The sequence below is a fragment of the Enterobacter cloacae complex sp. FDA-CDC-AR_0164 genome (genome assembly GCF_003071645.1).
GTDB classification, from domain to species: Bacteria; Pseudomonadota; Gammaproteobacteria; order Enterobacterales; family Enterobacteriaceae; genus Enterobacter; species Enterobacter ludwigii.
In genome coordinates, this window is record NZ_CP028950.1 from 1434170 (window position 1) to 1455291 (window position 21122).

A 21122-nucleotide genomic window follows, 5' to 3' on the forward strand; every position below is an offset into this window, starting at 1 on the left:
TGTGGCCTGATGCCCTCTCCCGGATGGAGAGGGTGCAACCCTAAAAAAGCGGTAACCAAAGGGTTACCGTTTTTGCATTTATCGCCTTCTCATTTCACGTAGCGAAACGTTTCGACGCCGATCACAAATCTGTTATGTCATGGTGGTTTTCTGAACACCGTTAAGACTAAACTGATTTCAGCGAAACGTTTCGCTAGTGGAGCAAGAAAATGAAGAAAGGCACCGTTCTTAACGCAGAAATCTCATCGGTTATTTCCCGTCTTGGACATACCGATACGCTGGTGGTTTGCGATGCAGGCTTACCGGTTCCGCGCAGCACAACCCGTATTGATATGGCGTTAACGCAGGGCGTGCCCTCGTTTATGCAGGTACTGGACGTGGTGACGGCGGAGATGCAGGTTGAGGCGGCCATTCTCGCGACGGAAATTAAACACCATAATCCGCAACTCCACGAAACGCTGCTCAGCCACATTGAGCAACTGCAACAACACCAGGGAAACACCATAGAAATTCGTTACACAACGCACGAGCAATTCAAACAACAAACCGCAGACAGTCAGGCGGTGATTCGCAGCGGGGAGTGTTCCCCGTATGCGAATATCATTCTCTGTGCTGGCGTCACCTTCTGAGGCCATCATGGACGCATTACTGCAACTGAAAGGGATCGATAAAGCGTTCCCGGGCGTAAAAGCCCTCTCTGGCGCGGCTCTGAACGTTTATCCCGGACGCGTAATGGCGCTGGTGGGCGAAAACGGGGCCGGCAAATCCACCATGATGAAAGTGCTGACCGGTATCTATCAACGCGATGCCGGCTCGCTGCTGTGGCTGGGTAAAGAGACCACGTTCAACGGCCCGAAATCCTCCCAGGATGCGGGTATCGGTATTATCCACCAGGAGCTGAACCTGATCCCGCAGCTCAGCATTGCGGAAAACATCTTCCTCGGACGTGAGTTCGTTAACCGGTTTGGCAAAATCGACTGGAAAACGATGTATGCCGAAGCGGACAAACTGCTAGCGAAGCTAAACCTGCGCTTCAAGAGCGACCGTCTGGTGGGCGACCTCTCCATTGGCGATCAGCAGATGGTTGAAATCGCGAAGGTGCTGAGCTTTGAGTCGAAGGTCATCATTATGGATGAACCGACGGACGCGCTGACCGATACCGAAACCGAATCTTTATTCCTCGTTATCCGCGAGCTGAAATCGCAGGGACGCGGGATTGTCTATATCTCTCACCGTATGAAAGAGATTTTCGAGATCTGCGACGACGTAACGGTCTTCCGCGACGGGCAATTCATTGCCGAGCGCGAAGTCGCCACGCTGACCGAAGATACCCTTATCGAAATGATGGTGGGACGTAAGCTCGAAGACCAGTATCCGCATCTGGACAAAGCACCGGGTGAGATCCGCCTTAAGGTGGATAACCTCTGTGGCCCGGGCGTGAACGATGTCACCTTTACCCTGCGCCAGGGGGAGATCCTTGGCGTGGCGGGGTTAATGGGGGCAGGCCGTACCGAGCTGATGAAAGTGCTCTATGGCGCACTGCCGCGTACCAGCGGTTATGTCACGCTCGACGGTCATGAGGTAGTGACTCGCTCTCCACAGGATGGCCTGGCAAACGGCATCGTCTATATCTCTGAAGACCGCAAGCGTGACGGCTTAGTGCTGGGGATGTCGGTAAAAGAGAACATGTCGCTTACTGCCCTGCGCTATTTCAGCCGCAGCGGTGGCAGCCTGAAGCACAAAGATGAACAGCAGGCGGTCAGCGATTTTATCCGTCTCTTCAACGTTAAAACGCCGTCGATGGAGCAGGCGATTGGTCTGTTGTCCGGTGGTAATCAGCAAAAAGTGGCCATTGCACGCGGTCTGATGACGCGCCCGAAAGTGCTGATCCTTGATGAGCCAACCCGCGGCGTGGACGTGGGGGCCAAGAAAGAGATCTATCAGCTGATTAACCAGTTCAAGGCCGACGGCCTGAGCATCATTCTGGTCTCTTCCGAGATGCCAGAAGTATTAGGCATGAGCGATCGCATTATCGTCATGCATGAAGGGCATCTCGGTGGTGAATTCACTCGCGAGCAGGCCACCCAGGAAGTTCTGATGGCTGCCGCTGTGGGCAAGCTTAATCGCGTGAATCAGGAGTAAGAAGATGACTACCCAGGCTGTTTCTGGTCGCCGTTATTTCACAAAGGCATGGCTGCTGGAACAAAAATCGCTGATTGCCCTGCTGGTGTTGATCGCGATTGTTTCGACCATGAGCCCAAACTTTTTTACCGTTAATAACCTGTTCAATATTCTTCAGCAGACGTCGGTTAACGCCATTATGGCGGTAGGGATGACGCTGGTGATTTTGACGTCGGGTATCGATCTGTCCGTCGGTTCCCTGCTGGCGCTCACCGGTGCGGTTGCGGCTTCAATTGTAGGGATTGAGGTCAACGCGCTGGTGGCCGTTGCAGCTGCGCTGGCACTTGGGGCGGCAATTGGTGCCGTGACCGGTGTGATTGTGGCGAAAGGTCGCGTTCAGGCGTTCATTGCGACGCTGGTCATGATGCTCTTGCTGCGCGGTGTCACCATGGTTTACACCAACGGCAGTCCGGTAAATACCGGCTTTACGGATAACGCCGATCTGTTTGGCTGGTTCGGTATTGGTCGTCCGCTGGGTATCCCGACGCCGGTCTGGATCATGGCTATCGTTTTCCTCGCGGCGTGGTACATGCTGCATCACACCCGTCTGGGTCGTTATATCTATGCGCTGGGCGGTAACGAAGCGGCAACGCGTCTGTCCGGGATCAGCGTCAATAAAGTCAAAATCATCGTCTATTCGCTGTGTGGTCTGCTGGCCTCTCTGGCAGGCATCATCGAAGTGGCGCGCCTCTCTTCTGCGCAGCCAACGGCGGGGACGGGGTATGAGCTGGATGCCATTGCGGCAGTCGTTCTGGGCGGTACGAGTCTTGCGGGCGGTAAAGGTCGCATTGTTGGGACATTGATCGGCGCACTGATCCTTGGTTTCCTGAATAATGGTTTGAATTTATTAGGTGTTTCCTCCTATTACCAGATGATCGTTAAAGCAGTGGTGATTTTGCTGGCGGTTCTGGTAGACAACAAAAAACAGTAACTGACGACACTACAGGACATCTTAGATATGAACATGAAAAAACTGGCTACCCTGGTTTCTGCTGTCGCGCTGAGCGCAACCGTAAGTGCTAACGCAATGGCGAAAGACACCATCGCGCTGGTTATCTCCACGCTGAACAACCCGTTCTTCGTCTCTCTGAAGGACGGTGCACAGAAAGAAGCTGACAAACTGGGCTACAACCTGGTGGTGCTGGACTCTCAGAACAACCCGGCGAAAGAGCTGGCAAACGTTCAGGACTTAACCGTACGTGGCACCAAAATCCTGCTGATCAACCCAACGGATTCTGACGCTGTGGGTAACGCCTTGAAGATGGCAAACCAGGCGAAGATCCCGGTCATCACCCTTGACCGTCAGGCGACGAAAGGCGACGTAGTCAGCCACATCGCTTCTGATAACGTTCTGGGTGGCAAAATCGCGGGTGACTACATCGCGAAGAAAGCGGGTGAAGGCGCGAAAGTTATCGAACTGCAGGGTATTGCCGGTACGTCAGCGGCGCGTGAGCGTGGTGAAGGCTTCCAGCAGGCTGTTGCAGCGCACAAATTTAACGTACTGGCCAGCCAGCCTGCTGACTTCGACCGCACGAAAGGTCTGAACGTGATGCAGAACCTGCTGACCGCGCACCCTGACGTGCAGGCTGTGTTTGCACAGAACGACGAAATGGCGCTGGGCGCGCTGCGTGCTCTGCAGACCGCAGGTAAATCTGATGTGATGGTTGTCGGATTTGACGGCACGCCGGATGGTGAAAAAGCAGTAAAAGATGGCAAACTGGCGGCGACCATCGCTCAGCTGCCTGAGCAGATCGGCGCAACGGGCGTGCAGACTGCTGATAAAGTGCTGAAGGGCGAAAAAGTTCAGGCCAAATATCCTGTTGACCTGAAACTGGTCATCAAGCAGTAAAAGGCGAATCAGGCAGTCGCTGGCTGCCTGAGGGACACCCTATAAAGAAAAGTGTGGCATACGCCACCGGGTCACACCGGTGGCGCTCTCAGATGGACACCTCAACCATGAAAACCGCAGGCAATCTTGTCGTCCTTGGCAGTATCAATGCCGATCACATTCTTAACCTTGAATCGTTCCCGACACCGGGCGAAACCGTCACCGGTAATCAGTATCAGGTGGCATTCGGCGGTAAGGGCGCCAACCAGGCCGTCGCCGCAGGACGCAGTGGGGCGAAGATCGCCTTTATTGCCTGCACGGGTGATGACGATACCGGTGAGCGCGTACGCAAACAGCTGGCCAGCGATAACATTGATATTGCGCCTGTCAGCGTTGTCGAAGGGGAATCAACCGGCGTGGCGCTGATTTTCGTCAACGCGGAAGGTGAGAATGTCATCGGTATTCATGCGGGGGCTAACGCCGCGCTGACCACTGAGCGGGTGGACGCACAGCGCGAGATCATCGCGAATGCCGAAGCGCTTCTGATGCAGCTGGAATCACCCGTTGAAAGCGTCCTGGCGGCCGCAGAGATAGCGCATCAAAATCATACCACTGTCGTACTCAATCCTGCGCCTGCGCGGGTATTATCAGACGAGCTGCTGGCGCTGGTGGATATCATTACCCCGAACGAAACTGAAGCGGAGAAACTGACAGGCGTTCGCGTTGAAAATGATGACGACGCCGCGCGGGCGGCGAAAGTGCTGCACGATAAAGGCATCGGCACCGTTATCATTACCCTTGGCAGCCGTGGAGTGTGGGCCAGCGTAAACGGGGAAGGCCGTCGCGTGCCGGGCTTTAAGGTTAAGGCGATTGATACCATCGCGGCGGGAGATACCTTTAACGGTGCATTGGTGACTGCGCTGCTGGAAGGCAAGAGAATGGATGATGCTATCCGCTTTGCCCATGCCGCCGCGGCGATTGCCGTAACGCGCAAAGGTGCCCAGCCTTCCGTTCCGTGGCGTAAAGAGATTGATGAATTCTTAAGTCAGCAGGGGTAACGCTTGGCCACAATGAAAGATGTCGCCCGCCAGGCGGGCGTTTCTACGTCGACAGTCTCCCACGTCATTAATAACGATCGCTTCGTTAGCGAGGCTATTCGGGAAAAAGTCGAAGCCGCGGTTAAAGATCTCAACTATGCGCCGTCCGCGCTGGCGCGCAGCCTCAAGCTCAACCAGACGCGCACCATCGGCATGCTGATCACCGCCAGTACCAACCCCTTTTATTCTGAACTTGTTCGCGGTGTCGAACGCAGCTGCTTCGAGCGTGGTTACAGCCTGGTGCTGTGCAATACCGAAGGGGATGAGCAGCGAATGAACCGCAACCTGGAGACGCTGATGCAAAAACGCGTCGACGGGTTACTGCTACTGTGTACCGAAACACATCAGCCCTCGAAAGAGATTATTCAGCGCTACCCTTCTATTCCCACGGTGATGATGGACTGGGCGCCGTTCGACGGTACCAGCGATCTCATTCAGGATAACTCGCTGCTGGGAGGTGACATGGCCACCCAGTATCTGATCGATAAAGGCTATACCCGCATCGCCTGCATTACCGGCCCCCTGGATAAAACCCCGGCGCGTTTGCGTCTTGAGGGGTATCTTTCTGCGATGGCGCGGGCGGGGCTTACTGTTCCGGATGGCTACCGTATTACCGGTGATTTCGAATTTAACGGCGGCTTTGAAGCTATGCAGAAACTGCTGTCGCAAGCGCAGCGTCCGCAGGCTGTGTTTATCGGCAACGATGCGATGGCGTTTGGCGCGTATCAGGCGTTATATCAGGCGGGACTGCGTGTTCCACACGATATGGCGGTGATTGGTTACGATGACATTGAACTGGCCCGCTACATGACGCCGCCGCTCACCACGATTCATCAGCCAAAAGATGAACTGGGCGAGCTGGCCATCGATGTGCTTATCCACCGAATGGCCGAGCCCGGCCTTCAGCAGCAACGTCTGCAGCTTACTCCTGTTCTGATGGAACGGGGTTCGGTTTAGCCTTTGCTTTGTGGCGCTCTTTGATCAGGTTGCGGCCATCTTTGGGTTTTAACAGCATAAAGACCAACGCCGACACGACGGTGAGTGCGCCCATGGTAATAAAGGTATAGTGGAACTGTTCGACGGTGTTCGCGCTGTCAAAACCTTCATAAAACCGCAGTACCGCCGCACTGACGGCCACCCCCAGACTGATCGACAACTGCTGAGTCACTGCCAGCACGCTGTTGCCGCTACTGGCGTTATCGTCGGTCAGGTCGGCGAGGGTGATGGTGTTCATCGACGTGAACTGTGTCGACATTGCCATTCCCAGCACAAACAGGGGCAGGATCAGCATCCAGACCGGTAAAGAGGCGGATTGCAGGGAGAACTGCGCGATCATCAGCCCGATAAAGACCGTTACACCTACCAGCGTCTTACGATAGCCAAACCAGCGCAACACCTGCGTGACGGTTGATTTGGCCAGAATAGAGCCCATCGCCGTGGGTGCCATCATGCAACCGGCAATCAGAGCCGGGTAGCCGAAACCCACCTGCAGCATCAATGGCATCAGGAACGGCACGCAGCCCGTCCCCAGGCGTGAGGCAATGTTGCCCGCAATCCCCACGGAAAACGTTCGGGTGTTAAACAGCGACAGAGAAATTAACGGCGTAGGGTGATGGCGTGCATGACGTATATAAAGAAGGAACAGCAAAATACCGCCGAGGATGACGGAGAGTGCAATCCATGTCGCCACGATCTTCTCACCAAACAGCTCCATCCCACTGGAGAAGAGCACCAGGCTCAGGCCAAACAGGAAAAAACCACGCATATCGAAACGGCGTCTTGGGGTGGTGAAGTTCGGCATATATTTGCGGGCATAAAGCAGCCCCGCGACGCCAATGGGAATATTAATCAGGAAGATCCAGTGCCAGCTTGCCCAGGTGACGAATACCCCGCCGAGAACCGGACCCAGTATGGGGCCGACCAGGCCGGGCATCGTGACAAAGTTGAGCACAGGAAGCAGTTCGCTGCGCGGATAGGCGCGCAGTAACGCCAGACGCGCCACGGGCATCATCATTGCCCCGCCAACGCCCTGAAGAACACGGAAGATGACCAGCTCTGTAAGAGACGTTGACAGCGCACAGGCCAGAGAGCCGAGCGTAAAGAGCGTCACGGCCAGCATGAATATTTTGCGGGTGCCGAAGCGGTCAGCCAGCCAGCCGCTCACCGGAATGAGCATCGCGACAGTCAGGGTATAACTGATGATGGCGGACTGCATCGCCAGCGGGGATCGGTTAAGGCTTTGTGCAATCGCGGGTAGCGCTGTGTTGAGGATGGTGGCATCCAGTGCCTGCATAAAGAACGCCATGGCTGCAATCCACGGCAATCCGGCCATGCTGCGCGCTTTTTTCTCTCTCATTTATGTACCTGCTGGTGGGTTGGCGCGGCCAGCAATGCCTGGCATGCATCCTGGGCTCGCTGCCCGTCGCTCTCCTGAATGGCATCAACAATCGCCTGGTGCAAATCCAGCTTTACCACTTCGTCTTGTGTAATAGAGGTAAAGTAGGTGTGGTATACCGAATGGAATAAAGAGGCAAAGGATGTCAGGAACGGATTGGCGCTCATCATATAGATGTGTTCATGCCAGGCCATATCAACCTCAATCCAGCGTTCGCGATTGAAGTGTTTTTTCAGGAACACCATCTCTTCCATCAGGGCATTGAGCTGCGCTTTCTGTTCTGCCGTCCCGAGCGTGGCGGCAAGGAGGCAGGCCTGAGGTTCAAGACTGCTGCGCATCACCAGGAAGTGATCGACGACCTGATGAAAGTTATCTTCCGTCATCCACCATGAGAGCAGTTCCTGATCGAGGAAGTTCCAGTTGCTCTGTGGCATCACACGCGTACCAATGCGAGGACGCGGAAGCACCATGCCTTTTGCCGTTAAGGTTTTCACCGCTTCGCGAACGGCGGTACGGCTCACCCCAAACTGCTCACCCAACTCCATTTCACCCGGCAGGATGCTCCCCGGGGCATATTTACCCGCTAAAATCAGCTGAGCCAGTTTTTCTGCCAGCACATACGACAGGTTTTTTTGGGCAGCCAGTTGTTGTGCGCTTAATGGCATCGCGTTTATTCCTTAAAGATTCATGCTGATAATTATGCCACCTCGGGTGTTATTGTGGTTGCAGATACATCAAATAGAACAATTTGTAGCTTGATTTCACCCCTGTTGGTGAAAAAAAACACGGACAGAAACTTTTTTTGAATTTCCTCTTGTCACTTCAGAATAACTCCCTATAATGCGCCTCCACTGACACGGAACAACGGCACACACGCCGCCGGGTCAGCAGAGATAAGCGAAAATAAATGCTTGACTCTGAAGCGGGAAAGCGTAATATGCACACCCCGCGCCGCAGCGAAAACGAAGCGGCACTGCTCTTTAACAATTTATCAGACAATCTGTGTGGGCACTCAAAGTGACATGGATTCTTAATGTCTTCGGACAAAAAATGAATACCAAGTCTCTGAGTGAACATACGTAATTCATTACGAAGTTTAATTCACGAGCATCAAACTTAAATTGAAGAGTTTGATCATGGCTCAGATTGAACGCTGGCGGCAGGCCTAACACATGCAAGTCGAACGGTAGCACAGAGAGCTTGCTCTCGGGTGACGAGTGGCGGACGGGTGAGTAATGTCTGGGAAACTGCCTGATGGAGGGGGATAACTACTGGAAACGGTAGCTAATACCGCATAACGTCGCAAGACCAAAGAGGGGGACCTTCGGGCCTCTTGCCATCAGATGTGCCCAGATGGGATTAGCTAGTAGGTGGGGTAATGGCTCACCTAGGCGACGATCCCTAGCTGGTCTGAGAGGATGACCAGCCACACTGGAACTGAGACACGGTCCAGACTCCTACGGGAGGCAGCAGTGGGGAATATTGCACAATGGGCGCAAGCCTGATGCAGCCATGCCGCGTGTATGAAGAAGGCCTTCGGGTTGTAAAGTACTTTCAGCGGGGAGGAAGGTGTTGTGGTTAATAACCACAGCAATTGACGTTACCCGCAGAAGAAGCACCGGCTAACTCCGTGCCAGCAGCCGCGGTAATACGGAGGGTGCAAGCGTTAATCGGAATTACTGGGCGTAAAGCGCACGCAGGCGGTCTGTCAAGTCGGATGTGAAATCCCCGGGCTCAACCTGGGAACTGCATTCGAAACTGGCAGGCTAGAGTCTTGTAGAGGGGGGTAGAATTCCAGGTGTAGCGGTGAAATGCGTAGAGATCTGGAGGAATACCGGTGGCGAAGGCGGCCCCCTGGACAAAGACTGACGCTCAGGTGCGAAAGCGTGGGGAGCAAACAGGATTAGATACCCTGGTAGTCCACGCCGTAAACGATGTCGACTTGGAGGTTGTGCCCTTGAGGCGTGGCTTCCGGAGCTAACGCGTTAAGTCGACCGCCTGGGGAGTACGGCCGCAAGGTTAAAACTCAAATGAATTGACGGGGGCCCGCACAAGCGGTGGAGCATGTGGTTTAATTCGATGCAACGCGAAGAACCTTACCTACTCTTGACATCCAGAGAACTTTCCAGAGATGGATTGGTGCCTTCGGGAACTCTGAGACAGGTGCTGCATGGCTGTCGTCAGCTCGTGTTGTGAAATGTTGGGTTAAGTCCCGCAACGAGCGCAACCCTTATCCTTTGTTGCCAGCGGTCCGGCCGGGAACTCAAAGGAGACTGCCAGTGATAAACTGGAGGAAGGTGGGGATGACGTCAAGTCATCATGGCCCTTACGAGTAGGGCTACACACGTGCTACAATGGCGCATACAAAGAGAAGCGAACTCGCGAGAGCAAGCGGACCTCATAAAGTGCGTCGTAGTCCGGATTGGAGTCTGCAACTCGACTCCATGAAGTCGGAATCGCTAGTAATCGTAGATCAGAATGCTACGGTGAATACGTTCCCGGGCCTTGTACACACCGCCCGTCACACCATGGGAGTGGGTTGCAAAAGAAGTAGGTAGCTTAACCTTCGGGAGGGCGCTTACCACTTTGTGATTCATGACTGGGGTGAAGTCGTAACAAGGTAACCGTAGGGGAACCTGCGGTTGGATCACCTCCTTACCTTAAAGAACCTGCCTTTGTAGTGTCCACACAGATTGTCTGATGAAAAGTAAATAGCAAGGCGTCTTGCGATTGAGACTTCAGTGTCCCCTTCGTCTAGAGGCCCAGGACACCGCCCTTTCACGGCGGTAACAGGGGTTCGAATCCCCTAGGGGACGCCACTTGCTGGTTCGTGAGTGAAAGTCACCTGCCGACATATCTCAAAACTCATCTTAGGGTGACGTTTGAGATATTTGCTCTTTAAAAATCTGGATCAAGCTGAAAATTGAAACGACACACAGTTAATGTGTGTTCGAGTCTCTCAAATTTTCGCAAACCGGTGATGAATCGAAAGAAACATCTTCGGGTTGTGAGGTTAAGCGACTAAGCGTACACGGTGGATGCCCTGGCAGTCAGAGGCGATGAAGGACGTGCTAATCTGCGAAAAGCGCCGGCGAGGTGATATGAACCTTTGACCCGGCGATGTCCGAATGGGGAAACCCAGTGTGTTCCGACACACTATCGTTAACTGAATACATAGGTTAACGAGGCGAACCGGGGGAACTGAAACATCTAAGTACCCCGAGGAAAAGAAATCAACCGAGATTCCCCCAGTAGCGGCGAGCGAACGGGGAGCAGCCCAGAGTCTGAATCAGCTTGTGTGTTAGTGGAAGCGTCTGGAAAGTCGCACGGTACAGGGTGACAGTCCCGTACACGAAAGCACACAGGCTGTGAACTCGAAGAGTAGGGCGGGACACGTGGTATCCTGTCTGAATATGGGGGGACCATCCTCCAAGGCTAAATACTCCTGACTGACCGATAGTGAACCAGTACCGTGAGGGAAAGGCGAAAAGAACCCCGGCGAGGGGAGTGAAAAAGAACCTGAAACCGTGTACGTACAAGCAGTGGGAGCCTCTTTATGGGGTGACTGCGTACCTTTTGTATAATGGGTCAGCGACTTATATTCTGTAGCAAGGTTAACCGTATAGGGGAGCCGAAGGGAAACCGAGTCTTAACTGGGCGTTAAGTTGCAGGGTATAGACCCGAAACCCGGTGATCTAGCCATGGGCAGGTTGAAGGTTGGGTAACACTAACTGGAGGACCGAACCGACTAATGTTGAAAAATTAGCGGATGACTTGTGGCTGGGGGTGAAAGGCCAATCAAACCGGGAGATAGCTGGTTCTCCCCGAAAGCTATTTAGGTAGCGCCTCGTGAACTCATCTTCGGGGGTAGAGCACTGTTTCGGCTAGGGGGCCATCCCGGCTTACCAACCCGATGCAAACTACGAATACCGAAGAATGTTATCACGGGAGACACACGGCGGGTGCTAACGTCCGTCGTGAAGAGGGAAACAACCCAGACCGCCAGCTAAGGTCCCAAAGTCATGGTTAAGTGGGAAACGATGTGGGAAGGCACAGACAGCCAGGATGTTGGCTTAGAAGCAGCCATCATTTAAAGAAAGCGTAATAGCTCACTGGTCGAGTCGGCCTGCGCGGAAGATGTAACGGGGCTAAACCATGCACCGAAGCTGCGGCAGCGACGCTTATGCGTTGTTGGGTAGGGGAGCGTTCTGTAAGCCGTTGAAGGTGTCCTGTGAGGGGTGCTGGAGGTATCAGAAGTGCGAATGCTGACATAAGTAACGATAAAGCGGGTGAAAAGCCCGCTCGCCGGAAGACCAAGGGTTCCTGTCCAACGTTAATCGGGGCAGGGTGAGTCGACCCCTAAGGCGAGGCCGAAAGGCGTAGTCGATGGGAAACAGGTTAATATTCCTGTACTTGGTGTTACTGCGAAGGGGGGACGGAGAAGGCTATGTTAGCCGGGCGACGGTTGTCCCGGTTTAAGCATGTAGGCGGAGGTTCCAGGTAAATCCGGTACCTTATTAACGCTGAGGTGTGATGACGAGGCACTACGGTGCTGAAGTAACAAATGCCCTGCTTCCAGGAAAAGCCTCTAAGCATCAGGTAACATCAAATCGTACCCCAAACCGACACAGGTGGTCAGGTAGAGAATACCAAGGCGCTTGAGAGAACTCGGGTGAAGGAACTAGGCAAAATGGTGCCGTAACTTCGGGAGAAGGCACGCTGATATGTAGGTGAAGCCCCTGCGGGTGGAGCTGAAATCAGTCGAAGATACCAGCTGGCTGCAACTGTTTATTAAAAACACAGCACTGTGCAAACACGAAAGTGGACGTATACGGTGTGACGCCTGCCCGGTGCCGGAAGGTTAATTGATGGGGTTAGCGGCAACGCGAAGCTCTTGATCGAAGCCCCGGTAAACGGCGGCCGTAACTATAACGGTCCTAAGGTAGCGAAATTCCTTGTCGGGTAAGTTCCGACCTGCACGAATGGCGTAATGATGGCCAGGCTGTCTCCACCCGAGACTCAGTGAAATTGAACTCGCTGTGAAGATGCAGTGTACCCGCGGCAAGACGGAAAGACCCCGTGAACCTTTACTATAGCTTGACACTGAACACTGGTCCTTGATGTGTAGGATAGGTGGGAGGCTTTGAAGCGTGGACGCCAGTCTGCGTGGAGCCAACCTTGAAATACCACCCTTTAATGGCTGGTGTTCTAACGTAGACCCGTAATCCGGGTTGCGGACAGTGTCTGGTGGGTAGTTTGACTGGGGCGGTCTCCTCCCAAAGAGTAACGGAGGAGCACGAAGGTTAGCTAATCCTGGTCGGACATCAGGAGGTTAGTGCAATGGCATAAGCTAGCTTGACTGCGAGAGTGACGGCTCGAGCAGGTGCGAAAGCAGGTCATAGTGATCCGGTGGTTCTGAATGGAAGGGCCATCGCTCAACGGATAAAAGGTACTCCGGGGATAACAGGCTGATACCGCCCAAGAGTTCATATCGACGGCGGTGTTTGGCACCTCGATGTCGGCTCATCACATCCTGGGGCTGAAGTAGGTCCCAAGGGTATGGCTGTTCGCCATTTAAAGTGGTACGCGAGCTGGGTTTAGAACGTCGTGAGACAGTTCGGTCCCTATCTGCCGTGGGCGCTGGAGAATTGAGGGGGGCTGCTCCTAGTACGAGAGGACCGGAGTGGACGCATCACTGGTGTTCGGGTTGTCATGCCAATGGCACTGCCCGGTAGCTAAATGCGGAAGAGATAAGTGCTGAAAGCATCTAAGCACGAAACTTGCCCCGAGATGAGTTCTCCCTGAGACTTTAAGTCTCCTGAAGGAACGTTGAAGACTACGACGTTGATAGGTCGGGTGTGTAAGCGCAGCGATGCGTTGAGCTAACCGATACTAATGAACCGTGAGGCTTAACCTTACAACGCCGAAGATGTTTTGGCGATGAGAGAGATTTTCAGCTGATACAGATTAACAGAATTTGCCTGGCGGCTTTAGCGCGGTGGTCCCACCTGACCCCATGCCGAACTCAGAAGTGAAACGCCGTAGCGCCGATGGTAGTGTGGGGTCTCCCCATGCGAGAGTAGGGAACTGCCAGGCATCAATTAAAAGAACCCCGTACCGTATGGTGCGGGGTTTTTTGCTTTTGTTTTTTTCCGTCGCCGAAGGCGGCATCAGACTGCACACCAATTCAAAATAAACGCGGCGATCTCCTCAACGTTATTCAAATCCAGTACCGGTATCTCCAGATCCAGGGCTACGTCACTGGCGACTGCAATTACATGCTCATCGAGCGTCAGCTCGTGAACATCATGCCCGGCATGGCTTCTGAACAGCAGGATCTTCGCCACCGCGTCATGCTTAAACCCCTCAACCAGCACCAGATCCAGAGTAGAGAGATCCATCCGGCTAACCAGATACATGAGATCCAGCGGCGCTTCATCCGGTGTTTCAGTCATCAATGCCCAGCGCTGATCACTCGCCACCATCGTTTGGGCTGCTCCCGCCTTACGCAGCTCATAGCTGTCTTTTCCCGGCTTATCGACATCCATATTGTGATGCGTATGCTTAATTAATCCGGGGCGAACACCTTTAGCGCAAAGCGCAGGGATCAGTTTTTTCAGCAGCGTCGTTTTCCCGGTACCACTCCAGGCTGAAATGGCCAAAACAGGTATCATTTTTTCTCCTGCATCATCTGCAAATCTTCTGTGGTATTGACGTTCATAAACGCCGACTTCAAATCGCTAAAATCAACGGGATGGCCGCCTGACTGGCGCATAAAAGTCATCACCCTGCGCTCTCCTGCCGTCAGGTACTCCTGTAACGCCGGAACTAACGAACGGTGGATCAACGCAACAGCAGGGTGGTCGCGTTCACCGTCATGAGCCCAGACAACGGGTGCGCTACCACGAAGCCGTACCATGCGTTCGACAAGACAAGACGGAATAAACGGGGTATCACACGGACAGAAGATAAACCACTCCCCGTGCGACTGCTGCATAACCGAAAGTATACCGGCCAGCGGCCCGGGGTAATTCTCCTGGGTATCCTCGTAAACGGGATACCCGCTACGCTGATAAACATCTCTATGCCTGTTAGCGCTGATGGCCATTGTCATGACCTGGCCCGCAAGCGTATCAGCGACATGCTGCCAGAGTGGCTTACCGTTAAGGAGCTGAAGACCTTTATCTTTCCCCCCCATTCGGGTTGCCTTGCCACCCGCCAGAACAACGCCGATTATTTGTTGGCCATGATTCATGAATATCGCCTCTTTTATTGTGGGATTGACCCTGCTAACGTGTCACTCTCAATGAAAGGAGCACCACCATGAAATGTAAACGTCTGAATGAAGTCATTGAACTCCTCCAGCCGGCCTGGCAAAAAGAACCAGAGCTTAATCTGATGCAATTTTTACAGAAACTGGCGAAAGAGTCAGGTTTTGACGGCGAACTGACAGACCTTTCTGACGATATCCTGATCTACCATCTCAAAATGCGCGACTCTGCCAAAGACGCTGTTATTCCTGGTATTCAGAAAGATTATGAGGAAGATTTTAAAACCGCGTTGCTGCGCGCACGTGGCGTAATTAAAGAGTAAAAGCTTGTAAGCGGCGGCACCGAAATCGCCACAAGATGATATCCTGAATCATTCGTATAATTTCCGGATGATCGGATGAACGACCAGGCTTTTACTTTCCAGACATTACACCCGGATACCATTATGGATGCGCTGTTTGAACAGGGTATTCGGGTGGATTCCGGGCTAACCCCCTTAAATAGCTACGAAAACCGCGTCTATCAGTTTCAGGACGAGGATCGTCAGCGCTTCGTCGTAAAGTTCTATCGCCCTCAACGTTGGTCCGCAGAACAAATTCAGGAAGAGCACCAGTTTGCTCACGATCTGCTGGATGATGATGTTCCCGTTGCCGCGCCGCTTAAATTTAATAACCAAACGCTGCTCACCCACGAAGGGTTTTACTACGCCGTATTCCCAAGCCTGGGGGGCCGCCAGTTTGAAGCGGATAATATCGATCAGATGGAGTGGGTTGCCCGATATCTGGGACGCATTCACCAGACGGGACGCAAAGAAGACTTTATTGCCCGTCCGACAATCGGTATTCAGGAATACCTGCTTGAACCTCGTCAGGTATTTGAAACCTCGGCGCTAATCCCCAAAGCGCTTAAGGATAATTTCCTCAACGCGACCGATAAACTTATTGATGCGGTGAAAACCTGCTGGCGCGATGATATTTCCGTTTTGCGTCTGCACGGCGATTGTCACGCTGGTAATATTCTCTGGCGTGATGGCCCGCTGTTCGTCGATCTCGATGATGCACGTATGGGGCCAGCGGTTCAGGACCTGTGGATGCTGCTCAATGGCGATAAAGCTGAGCAACGGATGCAGCTTGAAACGATTATTGAGGCCTATGAAGAGTTTAGCCCTTTTAATTCAGACGAAATTGTCCTGATTGAACCTTTACGCGCGATGCGTTTTGTTTATTATCTCGCATGGTTAATCAGGCGTTGGGACGATCCTGCATTTCCCCGTAATTTCCCGTGGCTTACCGGAGAGGATTACTGGCGCAGCCAGATATCCACATTTACTGAGCAGGTTAAGGTTCTTAAGGAGCCCCCTCTGCAATTAACGCCGATGTATTAATTGGACACACCCAGGAGAGAGTTAATCATGAAAAAAATTTGGCTGGCGCTGGCAGGTATGATTCTGGCATTTAGCGCTTCTGCTGCGCAGTTTACCGACGGCAAACAGTATACGACACTGGAAAAGCCAGTCGCTGGCGAGCCACAGGTTCTGGAGTTCTTCTCGTTTTATTGCCCACATTGCTATCAGTTCGAGCAGGTGCTGCATGTTTCCGATAACGTGAAGAAAAAGCTTCCAGAAGGCACCAAAATGACCAAGTATCACGTTGAGTTCCTGGGCCCATTGGGTAAAGACCTGACTCAGGCGTGGGCGGTAGCTATCGCGCTGGGCGTGGAAGATAAGATCACTGCACCAATGTTTGAAGCAGTCCAGAAAACCCAGACAGTTCAGACGACTGCAGATATCCGTAAAGTCTTCGTGGATGCCGGTGTGAAAGGTGAAGAATACGACGCGGCATGGAACAGCTTTGTGGTGAAATCTCTGGTAGCCCAGCAGGAAAAAGCCGCCGCAGACCTTCAGTTGCAGGGCGTTCCGGCGATGTATGTTAACGGCAAATATCAGCTGAACACGCAGGGCATGGACACCAGCAGCATGGATATCTTCGTACAGCAGTACGCGGATACCGTGAAATATCTGGTCGAGAAGAAGTAAGATCAATAAAGAAAAAAACGCCGGTCACTGACCGGCGTTTTTGTATGAAGATTTAATCTTTTCTATCTGTTCATCTTTCTCATTCCAGAGCGTATTCAGCCAACGCTGGAAAAGACGTTTGAAATTCTTATCGTTAACGTAATCCCCGTGCAACCCGTCATCAACCGGCACCAGCTCGATACGTACAACGATCCGCGTCAGCTTGCCGCTGAGCATATCGAAGAACGGTGTCCTGTCGTTTTCCGGATAGCAGAGCGTGACGTTGAGTAATTTATCGAACTGCGCGCCCAACACGTTAAGCGCCATCGCAATGCCCGCAGCCTTGGGCGGCAGCAGGTGCTGATAAGGAGAGCGAGTTTGTTGACGCTTCTCTTCCGTAAAGCGCGAGCCTTCCACGAAGTTCACAATGGTTGTCGGATGCGCGCGAAATTTTTCGCAGGAACGGCGCGTGGTTTCCACATCTTTACCACGACGCTCCGGATGACGAAGCAAATAGCTGCGCGAATAGCGTTTCATAAACGGCATATCGAGCGCCCAGCAGGCCAGACCGATAAAAGGCACCCAGGCGAGCTGCTGTTTCAGGAAGTATTTGTTCATCGGGATATGTTTGCGGAAAAGCACGCATAACACCACGATGTCTGCCCAGCTGTGGTGGTTGCAGATAAGCAGGTACCAGTTCTTTTTGTTGAGGCCTTCAAGCCCTTCCACATCCCACTTCAGGTGTGGGTTCAGGTACAACAGGAACGCCAGTCCTTCACACCAGCAGTACATCATGAAATTACAAAATGCGGATACGGCTCGCCATACCACGGGCACGGGCAGCAGCAACTTAATGATGCCGGCAACAATGATCGGCACAGAACAGGCGACAGTCACCAGAATAGTTAAAATGATGCTTAAAGGTAATGTTATTGCTGCGAGCAATCTCGACATGATGAGCTTTTTCAGATGGTTAGCTGTAAGTGAGCGGCCGGCTATCCGGTGCAGGGCGCTGATTTTATCAGAAATCAGACAAAATAAGGGTGCTTTCATGCCAGGCGTTGCGGGATAACGCCCGGGAGCAGAAGATTTCGCTATAACGGCATGCGGCCCTGGGCTTATATCCACATAGACTAAATTGTCATCAATTGGCCATAAAGATCAAATGAAACATAATAACTCTATGATATATAGCATCTATTTATTATGAGGTATGTACTTTTAGCGTCTGTTATTCCTATGACGTAAAAGTATGCACAAACTTATCCACAGATTTATTTTTGCGAGCGATCCTCACGATCGCAAAATCTTTTCCTGTATCTGGCGCTAATAACTGATGTTTTCATCCTTCTGTGGCATCCTTTACGCATAAATTGATTAAAGGCACGGACATTATGGTTCAGATCCCAGAAAACCCTCTTATTCTCGTCGACGGCTCTTCTTACCTGTATCGGGCGTATCATGCGTTTCCTCCTCTGACCAATAGCGCAGGGGAACCTACCGGCGCAATGTACGGCGTGCTAAACATGCTGCGCAGCCTGATCCTTCAGTACCAGCCAACCCATGCGGCAGTGGTGTTTGATGCGAAAGGTAAAACCTTCCGCGACGAGCTTTTTGAGCATTACAAATCTCACCGTCCGCCAATGCCTGACGATCTGCGTGCGCAGATTGAACCGCTGCACGCGATGGTAAAAGCGATGGGCTTGCCGCTGCTGGCCGTCTCTGGGGTCGAAGCCGATGACGTAATAGGCACGCTGGCACGTGAAGCAGAAAAAATGGGTCGTCCGGTACTGATCAGTACAGGGGATAAAGATATGGCGCAGCTGGTAACGCCAGGTATCACCCTGATTAACACCATGACCAACACCATCCTTGGGCCTGAAGAGGTGGTTACAAAATATGGCGTGCCGCCAGAGCTGATTATCGACTTCCTCGCGCTGATGGGCGACTCCTCGGATAACATCCCAGGTGTCCCTGGCGTGGGTGAAAAGACCGCCCAGGCGCTGCTTCAGGGATTGGGCGGGCTGGATACACTGTACGCGGAGCCGGAAAAAATCGCCGGCCTCTCCTTCCGTGGTGCAAAAACCATGGCCGGAAAGCTGGAAGAGAACAAAGAGGTGGCTTATCTCTCCTATAAGCTGGCAACCATTAAAACCGATGTTGAACTGGAACTGGGTTGTGAGCAGCTTGAAGTGCAGCAGCCTTCCGCAGACGAACTGCTAAGCCTGTTTAAGAAATACGAATTCAAGCGCTGGACCACGGACGTGGAAGCCGGTAAATGGCTGCAGGCAAAAGGGGCCAAACCGGCCGCTAAGCCAAAGGAGACGATTGTCGTTGATGCCGAAGAGCTGGCAGAAGAAGAGGCCATCGCGCTCTCTTTCGACAACTACGAAACCCTCCTTGAAGAGTCACAGCTGGTGGCGTGGATTGAGAAACTCAAAAAAGCGCCGTTCTTTGCCTTCGACACGGAAACCGACAGCCTCGATAACATCTCCGCCAATATGGTCGGCCTGTCATTTGCGACGGAGCCGGGAATGGCGGCCTATGTGCCCGTTGCACATGATTACCTCGATGCGCCTGATCAGATCCCGCGTGAGCGTGTGCTGGAGCTGTTGAAGCCGATTCTGGAAGATGACAAGGCGCTTAAGGTCGGGCAAAACCTCAAATATGATCGCGGCATTCTGCAAAACTATGGCATTGAGCTGCGCGGCATTGCATTCGATACCATGCTGGAATCTTACATTCTCGACAGCGTGGCGGGTCGTCATGATATGGACTCTTTATCCGACCGTTGGCTTAAGCATAAGACCATTACCTTTGAAGAGATTGCCGGAAAAGGTAAAAACCAGCTCACCTTCAATCAGATTGCCCTGGAAGAAGCGGGTCGCTACGCGGCCGAAGACGCCGATGTCACGCTGCAACTGCACCTGAAGATGTGGCCAAAACTGCAGAAGCACGAAGGTCCGCTGAACGTGTTCCAGCACATTGAGATGCCGCTGGTACCTGTGCTCTCGCGCATTGAGCGCAATGGCGTAAAAATTGATCCGACGGTGCTGCATAACCACTCCGGAGAACTGGCGCAGCGGTTGACCGAGCTTGAGCAGAAGGCGCATGAGCTTGCCGGCGAACCGTTTAACCTTTCGTCTCCGAAACAGCTTCAGACCATCCTGTTTGAAAAACAGGGAATTAAGCCGCTGAAGAAAACCCCTGGCGGCGCGCCATCAACGTCTGAAGAAGTGCTTGAGGAACTGGCGCTGGATTACCCGCTGCCAAAAGTGATTCTCCAGTACCGTGGTCTGGCGAAGCTGAAGTCTACCTATACCGATAAACTGCCGTTGATGATCAACCCTAAAACGGGCCGCGTGCATACCTCGTATCATCAGGCTGTGGCGGCGACCGGTCGTCTCTCCTCGACCGATCCAAACCTGCAGAACATCCCGGTACGCAATGAAGAAGGCCGTCGTATCCGTCAGGCGTTTATCGCGCCAGACGACTACCTGATCGTCTCGGCCGACTACTCGCAAATTGAGTTGCGTATTATGGCGCACCTGTCACGCGACAAGGGGCTGCTGACGGCCTTTGCGGAAGGAAAAGATATCCACCGTGCAACGGCGGCTGAAGTCTTTGGGCTGCCGCTGGACAGCGTGACTCACGAGCAACGTCGCAGTGCGAAGGCGATCAACTTCGGTCTGATCTACGGCATGAGCGCCTTTGGCCTTTCGCGCCAGCTCAACATTCCGCGTAAAGAGTCGCAGAAGTATATGGATCTCTACTTCGAGCGTTATCCGGGCGTGCTGGAATATATGGAACGCACCCGCGCACAGGCGAAGGAGAAAGGCTACGTCGAAACCCTGGATGGTCGTCGCCTTTATCTGCCGGACATCAAATCAAGCAACGCCGCACGTCGTGCCGGTGCAGAACGTGCTGCCATCAACGCCCCGATGCAGGGGACGGCGGCAGATATTATTAAGCGCGCGATGATTGCGGTTGATGCGTGGCTGGAAAAAGAGAAGCCACGCGTGAAGATGATCATGCAGGTACACGATGAACTGGTATTCGAAGTCCACAAAGATGATCTGGACGCTGTGTCGAAGAAGATCCACGAACTGATGGAAAGCAGCATGACGCTTGACGTGCCGTTGCTGGTGGAAGTGGGCAGCGGTGAAAACTGGGATCAAGCTCACTAAGGGTTCTGCCAATAACGCGCTTTTTATGTAAGTTAGCAACATAACAAAGTGCGTTTTGTGATGATCATTAGAATTCCCTATGTAAAGAATGAAAAAAAACTACAAAAAGTGCTTTTTCTACAGCAAAAAAAGGGGTAGAGTTATTCGCG

16 protein-coding genes, 1 tRNA gene and 3 rRNA genes are annotated in these 21122 nt (G+C 52.9%); 15 read left to right on the forward strand and 5 right to left on the reverse strand.

Annotated elements, in window-relative coordinates; genetic code table 11:
* Positions 1–209: 209 nt before the first annotated feature.
* The 6 genes from rbsD to rbsR all read left to right on the forward strand — a co-directional run bounded on the left by rbsD (position 210) and on the right by rbsR (position 6063).
* A complete protein-coding gene (gene rbsD / locus AM410_RS06990) occupies positions 210–629 on the forward strand; it encodes a D-ribose pyranase (protein WP_020882770.1) in 420 nt (139 codons plus the stop codon).
* A 7-nt stretch (positions 630–636) separates the two neighbouring features.
* Entirely contained in the window at positions 637–2142 is a 1506-nt protein-coding gene (gene rbsA / locus AM410_RS06995; protein WP_073397481.1) for a ribose ABC transporter ATP-binding protein RbsA, read from the forward strand.
* A 4-nt stretch (positions 2143–2146) separates the two neighbouring features.
* Entirely contained in the window at positions 2147–3112 is a 966-nt protein-coding gene (gene rbsC / locus AM410_RS07000) for a ribose ABC transporter permease (RefSeq protein WP_020882772.1), read from the forward strand.
* Between the two features lie 27 nt (positions 3113–3139).
* A complete protein-coding gene (gene rbsB / locus AM410_RS07005) occupies positions 3140–4030 on the forward strand; it encodes a ribose ABC transporter substrate-binding protein RbsB (RefSeq protein ID WP_108647666.1) in 891 nt (296 codons plus the stop codon).
* Between the two features lie 107 nt (positions 4031–4137).
* Positions 4138–5067, forward strand: a complete 930-nt coding sequence (rbsK, locus tag AM410_RS07010) for a ribokinase (protein ID WP_083599693.1) — start codon at positions 4138–4140, stop codon at positions 5065–5067.
* Between the two features lie 3 nt (positions 5068–5070).
* Positions 5071–6063 (forward strand): ribose operon transcriptional repressor RbsR, encoded by a 993-nt coding sequence (gene rbsR / locus AM410_RS07015; RefSeq protein WP_072255737.1) that lies wholly within the window; start codon positions 5071–5073, stop codon positions 6061–6063.
* On the opposite strand, the gene mdtD is transcribed toward rbsR, so the two are convergent.
* Both mdtD and AM410_RS07025 read right to left on the reverse strand, forming a co-directional pair.
* Positions 6029–7462, reverse strand: coding sequence for a multidrug transporter subunit MdtD (mdtD, locus tag AM410_RS07020; RefSeq protein ID WP_049021939.1), 1434 nt, complete (start codon positions 7460–7462; stop codon positions 6029–6031). The genes rbsR and mdtD overlap by 35 nt on opposite strands.
* Complete coding sequence (locus tag AM410_RS07025) at positions 7459–8166, reverse strand: FadR/GntR family transcriptional regulator (RefSeq protein ID WP_020882776.1); 708 nt, start codon at positions 8164–8166, stop codon at positions 7459–7461. The genes mdtD and AM410_RS07025 overlap by 4 nt, the downstream gene beginning before the upstream one ends.
* Positions 8167–8619: 453 nt before the next feature.
* On the opposite strand from AM410_RS07025, the gene AM410_RS07030 reads away from it, so the two are divergent.
* The 4 genes from AM410_RS07030 (at position 8620) to rrf (ending at position 13597) form a co-directional block, all read left to right on the forward strand.
* Positions 8620–10159 (forward strand): 16S ribosomal RNA (locus AM410_RS07030).
* An 85-nt stretch (positions 10160–10244) separates the two neighbouring features.
* A tRNA-Glu gene (locus AM410_RS07035) sits at positions 10245–10320 on the forward strand.
* Between the two features lie 192 nt (positions 10321–10512).
* Positions 10513–13418 (forward strand): 23S ribosomal RNA (locus tag AM410_RS07040).
* 63 nt (positions 13419–13481) lie between these two features.
* Positions 13482–13597: ribosomal RNA gene (gene rrf / locus AM410_RS07045) — 5S ribosomal RNA — on the forward strand.
* Together the 16S, 23S and 5S rRNA genes with 1 tRNA gene alongside form the textbook arrangement of a ribosomal RNA operon.
* Positions 13598–13671: 74 nt before the next feature.
* On the opposite strand, the gene mobB is transcribed toward rrf, so the two are convergent.
* Positions 13672–14175, reverse strand: a complete 504-nt coding sequence (gene mobB / locus AM410_RS07050; protein WP_014172262.1) for a molybdopterin-guanine dinucleotide biosynthesis protein MobB — start codon at positions 14173–14175, stop codon at positions 13672–13674.
* Positions 14172–14756: a molybdenum cofactor guanylyltransferase MobA gene (gene mobA, locus AM410_RS07055; protein ID WP_073397745.1), complete on the reverse strand. Its 585-nt coding sequence runs from the start codon at positions 14754–14756 to the stop codon at positions 14172–14174. Before mobA ends, mobB begins: the two co-directional genes overlap by 4 nt.
* A 68-nt stretch (positions 14757–14824) precedes the next feature.
* Here mobA and AM410_RS07060 point away from each other — a divergent pair, with 68 nt between their 5' ends.
* From AM410_RS07060 to dsbA, 3 genes are all read left to right on the forward strand, one after another.
* On the forward strand, positions 14825–15094 hold the full coding sequence (locus tag AM410_RS07060) for a YihD family protein (protein ID WP_010436801.1): 270 nt from the start codon (positions 14825–14827) through the stop codon (positions 15092–15094).
* 75 nt (positions 15095–15169) lie between these two features.
* Positions 15170–16156, forward strand: coding sequence for a serine/threonine protein kinase (locus AM410_RS07065; RefSeq protein WP_020883991.1), 987 nt, complete (start codon positions 15170–15172; stop codon positions 16154–16156).
* 27 nt (positions 16157–16183) lie between these two features.
* Complete coding sequence (gene dsbA, locus AM410_RS07070; protein WP_020883990.1) at positions 16184–16807, forward strand: thiol:disulfide interchange protein DsbA; 624 nt, start codon at positions 16184–16186, stop codon at positions 16805–16807.
* A gap of 24 nt (positions 16808–16831) precedes the next feature.
* Here dsbA and AM410_RS07075 read toward each other — a convergent pair whose 3' ends face one another.
* Positions 16832–17683, reverse strand: coding sequence for an acyltransferase (locus AM410_RS07075; protein ID WP_229216791.1), 852 nt, complete (start codon positions 17681–17683; stop codon positions 16832–16834).
* On the opposite strand from AM410_RS07075, the gene AM410_RS24095 reads away from it, so the two are divergent.
* Both AM410_RS24095 and polA read left to right on the forward strand, forming a co-directional pair.
* The gene (locus AM410_RS24095) at positions 17580–17858 is read left to right on the forward strand and encodes a hypothetical protein (RefSeq protein WP_226864116.1); all 279 of its coding nucleotides are present in this window, start codon (positions 17580–17582) and stop codon (positions 17856–17858) included. The two genes, AM410_RS07075 and AM410_RS24095, sit on opposite strands and share 104 nt — an antisense overlap.
* Positions 17859–18180: 322 nt before the next feature.
* On the forward strand, positions 18181–20973 hold the full coding sequence (gene polA, locus AM410_RS07080; protein WP_041162918.1) for a DNA polymerase I: 2793 nt from the start codon (positions 18181–18183) through the stop codon (positions 20971–20973).
* The last annotated feature ends 149 nt before the right edge of the window (positions 20974–21122 follow it).